Origin of the sequence: Modicisalibacter muralis (assembly GCF_900102945.1) — a bacterium.
GTDB classification, from domain to species: domain Bacteria; phylum Pseudomonadota; class Gammaproteobacteria; order Pseudomonadales; family Halomonadaceae; genus Modicisalibacter; species Modicisalibacter muralis.
Map to the genome: position 1 here is coordinate 203,238 of NZ_FNGI01000003.1, position 12,331 is coordinate 215,568.

The window sequence follows — 12,331 nt, forward strand, 5'->3', positions numbered from 1 at the left end:
CGGGGCCGTGAAGATAGAGTCACAGCCCGCGAGGGACTCCGTAAATCGGCTTGTTATGCATAATGTGCATGGGGCATGCACATATATTATGACAGACGACCGCCTCTCTCCAACCCCTTGGCAAAAAAACGCCCGCTGCAAATGCAGCGGGCGAAAATTGCCATGAATAGATAGGGTTGGGTGTCAGGTGCGTGGGTAATCGCGCAAAAACTCGTCAAGCAGCGTGGGGGGCGTGTCGTCATGCACGCAAGCGTCGCCGAGCGTGCGCAGCAAAACCAGCCGCAGGCGGCTGTCGAGATTCTTCTTGTCCAGGCGCATGCGTTCGATAAATGCCTCGGCGTCCATTTCACTCGGTGCCGCCAATGGCAGCCCGGCGGCCTCGAGCAGCGTCGTGACGCGCGTCACCTCGTCGTCATCCAACCATCCCAGGCGCCGGGACAGCGACGCGGCCATTGCCATGCCGGTACCGACCGCCTCGCCATGCAGCCAGTTACCATAGCCCTGGTGCGCCTCGATGGCATGCCCGAAGGTGTGGCCCAGGTTGAGCAGCGCGCGCACGCCCTGCTCGGTTTCGTCCTCGACGACCACCCGGGCCTTGATCGTACAACTGCGCAGGATCGCATCAATGAGCAGCGCATCGTCCAGTTCGCGCAGCGCCGCCATGTTCGCTTCGAGCCAGGCCAGGAAGTCGAGATCGCGAATCAGGCCGTACTTGATCACCTCGGCCAGTCCGGCCGTCAACTCGCGCGCCGGCAAGCTCTTCAGTGTCGCGGTATCGATCAGCACCGCACGCGGTTGCCAGAAGGCACCGATCATGTTCTTGCCGCGCGGATGGTTGACGCCGGTCTTGCCGCCCACCGACGAGTCGACCTGCGAAAGCAGGGTGGTGGGTACCTGAATGAACGCCACGCCGCGCTGATAGCAGGCCGCGGCGTAACCGGTCATGTCGCCGATCACGCCGCCGCCCAGCGCGATCAGCGTACAGCGGCGATTGAACCCCGCCGCGAGCAGGGCATCCCATATGCGCTCCACCGAGGCCAGCGTCTTGGTGTGCTCGCCATCGGGCAGGATCAACTCGCGGACGTCGAGATCGCTTTCCGCGCCGCCAATCAGGCCGCGCTTGAGCGATTCGAGATACAGCGGCGCCACCGTCTCGTTGGTGACGATCATCACTTGGCGCCCGGCCAAATGCGGGCGTAACAGGGAACCATCATCGAGCAGGCCGGGGCCAATGTGGATGGGATAGCTGCGCTCGCCCAGATCGACACTGAGCGTCTTACGCGGTGAATCGGCGTTCATGGGCATCAAGCCTTGGTTTGCAGCGGATCGACGAGACGCTGCACGCGTCGCAGTATCTCGTTGACCACCGCGCGTGGGCCACGGCGGTCGGTACGCACCACCAGATCGGCGGTGGCGCGATAAAGGGGGTCACGCACCTCGAATAACCCTCGCAATACCGCTTCGGGGTCCTTGTTGCGCAGCAGGGGGCGATTGCGATCCTTGGCGGTGCGCCGTAGCTGTTGCTCGACGGTGGTGTACAGATAGACTACGGTGCCGCGCTCGCGCAGCGCGCGGCGATTGACTTCACGCATCACCGCGCCACCACCGGTGGCCAGTACGATCGAGGCACGCCGGGTCAGTTCATCGACCATCAATGCCTCGCGCTCGCGAAAGCCGCTCTCGCCTTCGACATCGAAGATCCAGGGTATGTCGGCGCCGCAGCGCGCCTGAATTTCGTGATCGCTATCCACGAAATCACGCTGCAACTCGGCCGCCAGAAGGCGGCCGATGGTGCTTTTGCCGGCCCCCATGGGGCCGACCAGAAAAACATTGGGAAAACCCTGCATCAGCGAATCGCCAGTTCGTCCTCGATAATCTTCGGGGTGATGAAGACTAGCAATTCTACCTTCTCATTGCTCTCCTCGGTATAGCGAAATAGTTGCCCGAGGATGGGAATGTCGCCGAGCAGCGGCGTCTTGAACAGGTTGCGCAACTGCTGGGTGGTGAGGATGCCGCCCAGCACCACGGTTTCGCCGTCATCGACCAGCACCTGAGTCTGGATCTCGTTGGTATCGATGGCCGGCGCGCCTTCGAACCTGGCATCGGAGACGCTGTCGTTGTTGATCACCAGGTCCATGATGATGCGATCGTCGGGCGTGATCTGCGGGGTGACCTCCAGCGACAGCACCGCTTCCTTGAACTCGACGTTGGTCGCGCCGCTCGAGGTGGATTCCTGATAGGGGATCTCGGTGCCCTGCTTGATGATCGCCGTCTGCTGGTTGGCAGTAATCACCTTGGGCTGGGAGATGGTCTGGCTCTTGCCCTCGCTCTCCAGCGCACGCAGCTCCAGGTCGAGCAGTATGTCGCCCGATAGGTAGCCGAAGCTGAAGCCGGTACCGGGATTGACCTGATCGCCGAGATCGACGCTAAGCCCGCCGTTTTCGACCAGGCCATCGGCCGCTCCTTCAAGATCGAAGCGACTGCCCTGGGGTGACGACAGCCCCCAGTTGAGGCCCAACTCGCGCGTCACGCTATCGCGGGCGATGACGATGCGCGCTTCGATCTGCACCTGACGCACCGGGACATCGAGCCTGGCGATGGCCAGGCGAATTTCCTCGAGCTGTTCGCGGGTCTCCTGGATCAACAGCGTGTTGGTGCGCACATCGACGCTGACCCGCCCGCGCTCGGAAAGCAGCCCCAGGCCTTCGCCGCCGCTCAGCAGCACGGCAAGATCCGATGCCTTGGCATAGCTGACCGGAATGTACTCGGTGACCAGTGGCGCCAGCCCTTGCATCTGCATCTGCGCTTCGAGTTCCTGGCGCTCCATGGCGGCAAGCTCGTTGGCTGGAGCAACGATCAGCACGTTGCCGGTCTTGCGACTGGCCAGACCATGACTCTTGAGCACCAGATCCAGCGCCTGATCCCAGGGTACATCCTGCAGGTTGAGGGTCACGCTGCCCTGCACGCTATCGCTGGCGACCAGGTTGAGTCCGGTAAAGCTGGCGATGATCGCCAGCACTTCGCGCACTTCGATATCCTGGAAGTTCAGCGAGATTCGCTTGCCGGTGTAGGGAAACTGCTCGCGCTGCTCGGCCTCGCGTTCGGCACGCGTCACCGGCTCGGCCTCAATCACCAGACGCCGCCCGCTCTGGGTGGAAAGCATCGAATACTCGCCATCGAGCTCGATCGCCAGGGTAACGCCGTCGCTTCCAGGCTGCGGCACGATGCGCTGCATCGGCGTGCCGAAATCGCTGACGTCGAGCACCTGCAGCATCGAGGGGGGCAGCTCGACATCGCTCAGTTCGGCGACGATGCGGCCAGCGCCACGCTGACTGACCTGGGTATCGACGCCGCTACGATCGAAGGTGACGATCAATCGGCTGGCGCCATCCTCACCACGCCGAAAGTCGATATTCTCGACCTGCGCCTCGCGCGACATGACCTCAACCCGATCGGTCGGCGCCGCAGCGGCTGTGCGGCTCTCCGCGAGCTGTTGGTCGACGACGCCCTCGCCCATGCCAAGCACCAGCGTATCGCCCTGCTCGCGAAGGGCATAGGGCAACGCCCGGTCGAGATTGAACACCAGTCGCGTTCGTTCGCCGGCTTCCAGGGCAACCACATGGTTGACGCCGCCCACGCCCAATTCGAAACGCCGTCGCTCGAGCTGGCTGACGGTATCCATGAGATCGATGGTCAGGCGCGGTGGCGAATCGACCCGGTACCCCCGCACCTCGGGGACGTCACCCGCAAAGCGCAGCGACACCTCGATCTGACCGGCACGCTGGTCGAAATCCAGCCCCGTCAGGGTCGACACCGCCGCGGCCGGCCCCGCCATTCCCAGCATCAGCAACGCGACCAGCAGCGTGCGTACCATTCCCGTCATGTTAATCCCCTCTACCTGCGTCTTGCCGGGTCAGCCCTGGCCTTGTTCGGTGGCTTGCTTGAGCGAAATATTGCGGGTGCGTTCGACCCAGCCCCCCTGGCCATTGGAGACGACCTCCACCAGTTGCACGGAACTGTCGGTAATGCTGACGATGCGCCCGAAATCGGTACCCATGTGCTCGCCGACATACACGCGATGAACCTTTCCTTGCGGGTCGCGCACCAACGCCGAATTGCGTCCATCGGTGCGTAGCGTGCCGACCAGGCGCAGCCCGTCGAGCGGGTATTGCTCGAGTGGATCGCGTGGCCGGTCGAGGTTCGGCGCCAGGTCGAGACCTTCGATGGCGTTTTCCTCGGGTTCCGGCCGCTCGGGCACGAAGGGGCTGCGCAAGCCCGCCTGGTCATAGGTCACTGCCTGATAGCGAGGCGCCTGGGGCAGCGGCTCGACCCGACCCGCCGGCTTGGCGCGAATCTCGTCGAGGCGGCGATCGAGCGCCGGGATCTCCGCATCCTGGCAGCCGGCCAGGGCGAGCACACCCAGTGCCAGCCACGGGAACGCGAAACGCCTCATTGCGCGTCCTCCGTGACCGAGCGATGGTTATAGGTCTTGGCCAGCATCGAGAGTTGCAGCGTGTCTCCGCCTTCCATCGGGACCAGGCTGAAATCGTGCAACGTGACGATCCGCGGCAGGCTGGCAACGCCCGAGATAAAGGCGCCGATGCGGTGGTACTCGCCCCGAACCTGAATATCGAACGGCTGCTCGGTATAGAACTCGCGTGGCACCGGGCTACGCAGGCGAATGAAGTCGATGGTCAACTGGTTGTCCAGCGCGGTCTCGCTGATGTTGTCGATCAGCGAGGGGACTTCCGCTCCGGTCGGCAGCATTTCCAATAACACGCCCATGCGCGCTTCCAAGGCAGCCATTTGCTCGCGCATCATCGGCAGGTTGGCGGCCTGATAGGATTTGCTCTCGAACTGGCGCAGCAACTCGCGTTCCTGTACCTCGGCCCGTGCAAGCGCATCGATCTTGGGCGCCACCACGTACCAGTGCGCCGCCCAGAAAATCACCACCAGCACCAGCGCGTAACACAGCAGTTGCAACGACAGCGGCCAGCTACCCGCCTCACGCACGTCGAGTTCGCGCCAATCGAGTTCGCGCAGCCGGCGCAGTTCCGCTTTCATGCTCATCGCGCCTCCTCCCCGCCAGCCGCGTCGCCGGGCGTCTCGGGCAACGTTTCCTCGACACTCATGTCGAAACGGCGCCGGTTGCCGTCATCCTCGACTTGCACTTCGGACAGCACGGGAATGGCGAATGCCCTGGCGGCGGCAATCGCGCGCATCTGGTCGGATACCTGACGGTTGGTTTCGGCCAGCCCCGTGAGGTTGAGCTGATCGGCCTGGCGCGACAGCCGGGTATAATAAACGCCCTGCTCGAGGCTAGCGGCCAACTGGTTGAACACGCGCACCGTCTGCGGCCGGCTGAACTGCAACTCACGGATCAGCTCGATCTGGGTCAGCATCTGCTCGCGCAGCGTCTGGTAATCGAGAATCGCCTGAATGTCGCTGTCGAGCTGCTGGGTCCGCTCCTTGATGTACGCGATGCGTTGCTGGCGCAGCTCCAGCGAATGCTGATACCACTGCGAGGCACCCCAGGCGGCGCCCACGCCGATCAGCGCCACCAGCGCCAACGTGACCAGAAAGCGCCGGCTACGCCGTTCGCGCAGCTCTTCGCGCCATGGCAGGAGATTGATTTCGATGCTCATGAGCGCGACCTCATCGCCAGACCGCAAGCGGTGAGCATGGCGGGGGCATCGTTGGCCAGGGTGTGAATGTCGATGCGCGGATTGACCTTCATGCGCACGAACGGATTGGCGATCACCACATCCATGCCGCTCTCGGCGGCCACCCGGTCGCTGAACCCCGGAATGACGCTGGAGCCACCGGCCAGGATCATGCGATTGACCTCGGGATTGCGCCCGGCGGTGTGATAGAGCTGCAATGAGCGGGATATATGCTGCAACAGTGTGTCGCGAAACGGCTTGAGCACCGTATCCTGATAGTCGTCGGGCAGGCCACCACGCTTCTTAGCCAGTCCCGCTTCTTCCATGCTCAGGTCATAGCGCTCGCGGATGGCGTCGGTGAGCTGCCGACCACCGAAGACGCTGTCGCGGCTATAGATGATGCGTCCGCCGCGCAGCACATGAAAAGCATTCATGTTCGCGCCGATATCCACCAGCGCGACACATTCCTGGCTGTCTTCCATCGGCAATTGATGACGCAGCTCACCGAAGGCGCGTTCCATGGCGAATGCCTCGACGTCGACGGCGGCGGGCTCGAGCCCGGCTTGCAGCACCGCATCGGTCAGCCGGCTGACATCCTGTTGGCGACAGGCCACCAGCAGCACGTCCTGCTGATCGCCGAAACGCGCGTTCAGGCCCAGGCGCTGAAAATCGAAGGCGACCTCACTGAACGGAAAGGGAATATGCTTGTCGGACTCTAGCTCGATGCGCGCTTCGATCTCTTCATCGCTGAGCGAGGCAGGCAGGGTCAACGTCTTGGTGATCGCCGCGCTGGCCGGCAATGCGACCGCGGCGCGCAGGGAGTGCGGGCGCGCGTGATCGACGGCGCGGCGAATCGCGTCGACGACTTCGTCCATTTGTCGAATGCGCCGTTCGACCACGGCACCCTCGCGCAGTGGCCGCACCGCGTAACTATCGACACGGTAGTGCTGCCCACTGCGCTTGAGTTCGATCAGTTTGACCGTGGCCGAGGTGATGTCGACACCGATCAGCCCTCTACCGGACTTACTGAGCCCCAGCATTGTCGTGCCCCTGCTGATGAAAGCGGTTTATGGGAAGCACCATACCGCTTCTTATTACCAGCCTAACGCTTAAGCACTACGCATTATTGGCTATATTTCCGAGGTTACATGATGTTTCTGCCATTTACACACTCAACCACTCGTTGCGTCATCAACGCTGGTTACTGCCACCTCAGCTTCTTATAATGCGCAGTTCAACGGATTGCCTTGCTCTTCGCGGCTCGACCGCCACCCGATCACCATGGATACCGTCATTTCATGAAGCTCTTCAGACGCCTGCTGACCTCGGCCCTGTGGCTCATCCTCTCCTTGAGCGCAGCCAGCCTCCTGGCCATCACCGGTGCCGCCTTGTATTTCGCACCGGGCCTGCCCGATGTACGCCAACTGCAGGATTTCGAACTGCAGACCCCGCTACGCATCTTCACCCGTGATGGCAAGCTGATCGGCGAGTTCGGCACCGAACGGCGCATGCTCGTCGATTACGACGACATCCCCAAGAACATGGTGCAAGCCTTCCTCGCCGCCGAGGACTCCAGCTACTTCGAGCACCCCGGGGTCGATCCCACCAGTCTGGTGCGCGCCGCGCTCGAACTGATCGCGAGTGGCGAAATCCAGTCCGGCGGCAGCACCATTACCATGCAGGTCGCGCGCAACTACCTGCTGACCCTGGACCAGACGTTTACCCGCAAGATCCGTGAGATCCTGTTGTCCCTGCAGATGGAGCAGATCCTAAGCAAGCAGGAGATCTTCGAGCTCTACGTCAACAAGATCTACCTCGGTCACAGTGCCTACGGCGTCGCCGCCGCCGCCAAAACCTACTACGACAAACCGCTGGATGAGCTCAGCGTGGCCGAGACGGCGATGATCGCCGGCCTGCCCAAGGCGCCCTCGGCGCTGAATCCGCTATCCGATCCCGAGCGTTCGCTGATCCGGCGCAACTGGGTGCTTTACCGCATGCGCGATCAGGGCTTCATCGATCAAGCGGCTTACCAGCAAGCGGTCAAGGCCCCCATCACGGCGAGCAATCATGCCACCCAGGTCGATATCGAGGCGTCTTATGTCGCCGAAATGGCGCGCCGATTCGCCATAGACCGCTTCGGTGAAGCCGCCTACACCGGCGGCTATCGTATCCACACCACCATCGACAGTGAGCTCCAGGTTCAGGCGCGCGAGGCGTTGGTCGAAGGGCTCATCGAGTACGACACGCGCCATGGCTGGCGCGGCGCCGAGAAGACCGACATTCCGCCCAGCCTGGTGGAGGCCCAGAGTCAGACCCAGCGCGAGGGCCTGGAGGAGGAATTGTCGGAATCGCCCGAAGTCATGGAAACCGCGCGCCAGGCCGCCGAGAGCAGCAAGGCGCGGGTCAGCGGCATCGATATCGATGTCAGCAACTGGCTCAAGGTGCTCGAACGCACGCCATCACTGGGGCCGCTACAGCCCGCCATCGTGGTTTCCAGTGAAGGCAAGGAGATGGAAGTGCTGACCCGCGATGGCGAACTGGCCACCATCGGCTGGGCAGGCCTTGAATGGGCACGCGAGTACCGCAGCCCCGAGTGGCGCGGCGAAGTACCCACCAGCGCCGATCAGATCGCCCAGCGCGGCTCGCTGGTACGCATATTGCGCACTGAGGAGGGCGATTGGCGGCTATCCCAGAAACCCGGCGCCCAGGCGGCAATCGTGGTACTCGAACCCGACACCGGCGCGTTACTCGCCCTACAGGGCGGCTTCAGTTTCGCCGGCAGCCAGTTCAACCGTGCCATTCAGGCCCAACGTCAGCCCGGCTCGAACTTCAAGCCCTTCATTTATATGGCAGCGTTGCAGAAAGGTGGCATGACCGCGGCCACGGTCATCAACGATGCGCCGGTGGTCATGAGCGATGTCAGCGGCGACTGGCGTCCGAATAATTCAGGCAACGAGTTCCATGGTCCGACCCGGCTGCGCGTGGGACTCTATCGATCGCGCAACCTGGTCACCATCCGCGTACTGCAGTCGCTGGGGCTCGAGAATGCCTTGGATTTCCTCGAGAAATTCGGCTTCTCGCCGGAGAAACTACCCCATGGCCTTTCCCTGGCGCTGGGCAGCGCCTCGCTAACGCCTCTGCAAGTGGCGCGCGGGTTTGCCATCCTCGCCAATGGCGGCTTCAAGATTTCGCCCTGGTATATCGAGCGCGTCGAACGGGTCGGTAAAGAAGAGCCGTTGATGAAAGCCACCCCCAGCGTGGCCTGCACGACCTGCCCGCCGGAGGCCGAAACCACCCAGATCGACGGCGAAACCTATCCCGTCGCGCCGCGCGTGCTCGATCCCCAGGCCCTGTACATCCTGCGCGACATCATGCGCGACGTGATCGAGCGCGGTACCGGCCGCGCCGCCCTGGCGCTCAATCGCGAGGATATCGTCGGCAAGACCGGCACCAGCAACGATCAGCGCGACGCCTGGTTCTCCGGGTTCAACGGTGAATTGGTGACCTCGGTGTGGGTCGGCAAGGACGACTACGAAAGTACCGGTGAATACGGCGCGCAGGCGGCACTGCCGATCTGGATGGACTTCATGGCGGGAGCACTCGAAGGCATGCCAAAAAGCATACCTGAGCGCCCCGAAGGCATCATCACCGCACGCATCGACCCGCAAAGCGGTCGCCGGCTACACGACGACCAACCCGGCGGCATCAGCGAAATGTTCCGCGAGGGCAACCTGCCCGGTTTCCAGCCGCGACATATCCAGAGCGAGCTGGAAGACAGCAGCGGCTCTCAGGGCACCGGAACCTACGAAGCGATTTTCTGATCACACACGGGGCCGGCAATGCCGCGCCCCGCCGCTACCCTATGCGACGCTTTCTCCCTATCGGCCGCATTTCACAACGACGCGGCCCACATGATCAGGAGAACGAGGAGCTTGTGACATGCCACGACCATTCATCGCTTCAGCGCGAATGGCCTTATCACGGCGAGTCAGTCCGGCACTGGCCATCGGCTTGCTGCTCGCCGCCACGCCGACGCTGGCCAGCGCGTTCTACGCCCCGCCCGCCCCAGGCGAAGACGCCCCTGAATTCAGCGGCTCGGCGGAACTCGGTTACACCAAGCTCTCGGGCAATACCAACAGCGAAACGCTGATTGCCAAGGGCACCCTGTCATGGCTCAGCGGCGCCTGGACGCACATTCTGCGCGCCGAGACCCGTCGCGTCGAAAAGGATGACGATACCAGTGCGGAGCAATACCTGGTCGCCGGACGCGAGCGTTACGATCTGGATGGCCCGCACTACCTGTTCGGCTTCGCCCGCTGGGAAAAGGATCGCTTCAGTGGCTACCGTCACCAGACCACCATGATCGCCGGCTATGGTCGCCAGCTACTCGAAGGCCCCCCTCACAGCCTGTCTGTGGAGGGCGGGCCCGGCTATCGCCACGACGCGCTGGAGAACGGCGAAGACGAGGACCTGGCCGTCGGCTATGCCGCGGTGAATTACCAGTGGGCGCTCTCGGAGCATGCCAGCGTGCAGCAGGAGCTTTCGGTGGAGGGAACCGCCGAGAACGTCACCACCCGCTCTTTCTCGGCACTGACCACACAATTGAACTCGCACCTCGCGCTGCGCCTGTCCCATGAGCTCAAGAGCAACTCCAACCCACCCGACGAGGCATCCGCCAACACCGACCGCACCACGACCGCCTCATTGCTGTATAGCTGGTAGTGTGCCGCGATAGACAATCACTAACGAAGAAGCCGGCCCGTTTGGGCCGGCTTCTTCGTGTCATGAAGTCGTGTCCCGACCAGGGCGATCAACCGCCATAGACGTTATCGACGCTGGTCAGCGGATAATGTGACGGATAGGGGCGACGCGCCACGCCGGAGTCCACGGCGGCCTGGGCCACGGCGGCGGAAACGCGATCGAGCAAGCGGATGTCCAAGGGCGTGGGAATGATATAGCCAGGGCCGAATTCCAATGCCTCGAGCTCGTAGGCGTCGAGCACCGCCTGCGGTATCGGCTCGCGAGCCAAGTCCTTGATCGCATGCACCGCGGCGACCTTCATTTCCTCGTTGATGCGCGTGGCGCGCACATCCAGCGCGCCGCGAAAGATGAATGGAAAACCCAGCACGTTGTTGACCTGATTGGGGTAGTCGGAGCGCCCGGTGGCCATGATCACGTCGTCGCGCACCCCATGCGCCGTCTCGGGATGAATCTCCGGGTCGGGATTGGAGCACGCGAACACCACCGGGTTGACGGCCATTTTCTTGAGCTGCTCGGAGGTCAGCAGGTTGGGGCCGGACAGGCCGACGAAGACGTCGGCGCCGTCGATGGCTTCATCGAGGGTGCGCAGCGGGGTTTCGGTGGCGAACATCGCCTTGTACTGATTGAGATCGTCGCGACCGCTGTGGATGACGCCCTTGCGGTCGATCATGAAGATGTTCTCGGCCCGGGCGCCGCAGGAAACCAGCAGCTTCATGCAGGCAATGGCCGCGGAGCCGGCGCCCAGACAGACGATGCGCGCCTCTTCGATTCGCTTGCCGGCGATATCCAGCGCGTTGAGCATGCCCGCCGCGGTAACGATGGCGGTGCCGTGCTGATCATCGTGAAAAACCGGAATGCTGCACTGTTCGATCAAGGCACGTTCGATCTCGAAGCATTCGGGCGCCTTGATGTCCTCGAGATTGATGCCGCCCCAGGTATCGGCGATGCGCGCCACGGTATCGATGAAGGCTTGCGGGCTCTCGGCATTGACTTCGATATCGACCGAATTGATGCCCGCGAAGCGCTTGAACAGGACACCCTTGCCTTCCATGACCGGCTTACTGGCCAGCGGCCCCAGATTGCCCAGACCGAGAATCGCGCTGCCATCGGAAATCACCGCGACCAGATTGCCCTTGCCGGTATACAGGTACGCGCTTTCGGGATCCCTGGCGATCTCCCGGCACGGCTCGGCCACGCCGGGACTGTATGCCAACGCCAGGTGCTTGGCCGAGGAAGTCGGCTTGGTGAGCTCGACGGACAGCTTGCCGGGAATCGGTTGTGAATGATAATCCAGCGCCGCTTGTTTTTTCGCGTCTGTCATGCTCGTATCCGGTATGGGTCGCAGAGGGTATTCCGGACAGAATATAGAAAAAGCCTCACGCTAACAACTTGACACAAGCTGCTGTATTGAAAGAACTTTAGTCGTTTGCTTGAAATAATTTCCAGATATTAATCATGGCTTATAGCAACTCCAAAACCCATAACGAAGAGCTTATTTCCGAATCGAGCGATCACAAAAAACCCGCCACGAGGGCGGGTCGATGATTCATGCAGCCAAACTGCAATGCGCGAATCAGTTACGCTTAACGGCAGCGCCAAAACGCTTGTTGAAGCGTTCGACACGGCCACCTGTCGTCGCCTGCTTCTGCTTGCCGGTGTAAAACGGATGGCAATTGGAGCAGACATCGACCGAGAAATCCTGGCCTGCGGTGGTGCCGACTTCGTGAGTGGCGCCGCAGGAACAGGTCGCCGTGACTTTCGTGTAATCCGGATGGATACCTTTTTTCATCGTGAAGCCTCATGATGCTGTGTGCCGCCACCCGATCCACGCCGAGCACCGCACACGGGTTGTGAGAAACCGGTTTGCCTCGCAGCCAGTGCGCCGAGAAGCTCTCGCAAGACTCGCC

The 12,331-nt window shown here is 62.4% G+C and carries 11 protein-coding genes; 2 read left to right on the forward strand and 9 right to left on the reverse strand.

All coding sequences use genetic code 11. From position 1 onward, the window contains the following. Positions 1 to 183: 183 nt before the first annotated feature. The 7 genes from aroB to pilM are packed head-to-tail and all read right to left on the reverse strand — an operon-like array spanning position 184 to position 6,703. On the reverse strand, positions 184 to 1,299 hold the full coding sequence (gene aroB / locus BLR92_RS08020; RefSeq protein WP_089727326.1) for a 3-dehydroquinate synthase: 1,116 nt from the start codon (positions 1,297 to 1,299) through the stop codon (positions 184 to 186). Between the two features lie 5 nt (positions 1,300 to 1,304). Then, positions 1,305 to 1,847, reverse strand: coding sequence for a shikimate kinase AroK (gene aroK / locus BLR92_RS08025; protein WP_089727329.1), 543 nt, complete (start codon positions 1,845 to 1,847; stop codon positions 1,305 to 1,307). Further along, positions 1,847 to 3,883 carry a type IV pilus secretin PilQ gene (pilQ, locus tag BLR92_RS08030; RefSeq protein ID WP_089727331.1) on the reverse strand — a complete coding sequence of 679 codons (2,037 nt, stop codon included), beginning with the start codon at positions 3,881 to 3,883 and terminating at the stop codon, positions 1,847 to 1,849. The genes aroK and pilQ overlap by 1 nt, the downstream gene beginning before the upstream one ends. Before the next feature lie 30 nt (positions 3,884 to 3,913). Beyond that, positions 3,914 to 4,453 carry a pilus assembly protein PilP gene (locus tag BLR92_RS08035; protein ID WP_089727333.1) on the reverse strand — a complete coding sequence of 180 codons (540 nt, stop codon included), beginning with the start codon at positions 4,451 to 4,453 and terminating at the stop codon, positions 3,914 to 3,916. Then, the gene (gene pilO / locus BLR92_RS08040; RefSeq protein WP_089727335.1) at positions 4,450 to 5,070 is read right to left on the reverse strand and encodes a type IV pilus inner membrane component PilO; all 621 of its coding nucleotides are present in this window, start codon (positions 5,068 to 5,070) and stop codon (positions 4,450 to 4,452) included. Before pilO ends, BLR92_RS08035 begins: the two co-directional genes overlap by 4 nt. Continuing rightward, positions 5,067 to 5,645, reverse strand: coding sequence for a PilN domain-containing protein (locus BLR92_RS08045; protein WP_089727336.1), 579 nt, complete (start codon positions 5,643 to 5,645; stop codon positions 5,067 to 5,069). The genes pilO and BLR92_RS08045 overlap by 4 nt, the downstream gene beginning before the upstream one ends. Beyond that, on the reverse strand, positions 5,642 to 6,703 hold the full coding sequence (gene pilM / locus BLR92_RS08050) for a type IV pilus assembly protein PilM (protein ID WP_089727338.1): 1,062 nt from the start codon (positions 6,701 to 6,703) through the stop codon (positions 5,642 to 5,644). Before pilM ends, BLR92_RS08045 begins: the two co-directional genes overlap by 4 nt. Positions 6,704 to 6,961: 258 nt before the next feature. Here pilM and BLR92_RS08055 point away from each other — a divergent pair, with 258 nt between their 5' ends. Both BLR92_RS08055 and BLR92_RS08060 read left to right on the forward strand, forming a co-directional pair. Continuing rightward, entirely contained in the window at positions 6,962 to 9,484 is a 2,523-nt protein-coding gene (locus tag BLR92_RS08055; protein ID WP_089727340.1) for a penicillin-binding protein 1A, read from the forward strand. A gap of 118 nt (positions 9,485 to 9,602) precedes the next feature. Next, positions 9,603 to 10,385 carry a DUF481 domain-containing protein gene (locus tag BLR92_RS08060; RefSeq protein WP_245704141.1) on the forward strand — a complete coding sequence of 261 codons (783 nt, stop codon included), beginning with the start codon at positions 9,603 to 9,605 and terminating at the stop codon, positions 10,383 to 10,385. Between the two features lie 88 nt (positions 10,386 to 10,473). Here BLR92_RS08060 and BLR92_RS08065 read toward each other — a convergent pair whose 3' ends face one another. Together BLR92_RS08065 and rpmE are read right to left on the reverse strand one after the other, a co-directional pair. Next, the gene (locus BLR92_RS08065) at positions 10,474 to 11,745 is read right to left on the reverse strand and encodes a malic enzyme-like NAD(P)-binding protein (protein ID WP_089727342.1); all 1,272 of its coding nucleotides are present in this window, start codon (positions 11,743 to 11,745) and stop codon (positions 10,474 to 10,476) included. Between the two features lie 252 nt (positions 11,746 to 11,997). Next, the gene (gene rpmE, locus BLR92_RS08070) at positions 11,998 to 12,213 is read right to left on the reverse strand and encodes a 50S ribosomal protein L31 (protein WP_089727343.1); all 216 of its coding nucleotides are present in this window, start codon (positions 12,211 to 12,213) and stop codon (positions 11,998 to 12,000) included. Between the last annotated feature and the right edge of the window lie 118 nt (positions 12,214 to 12,331).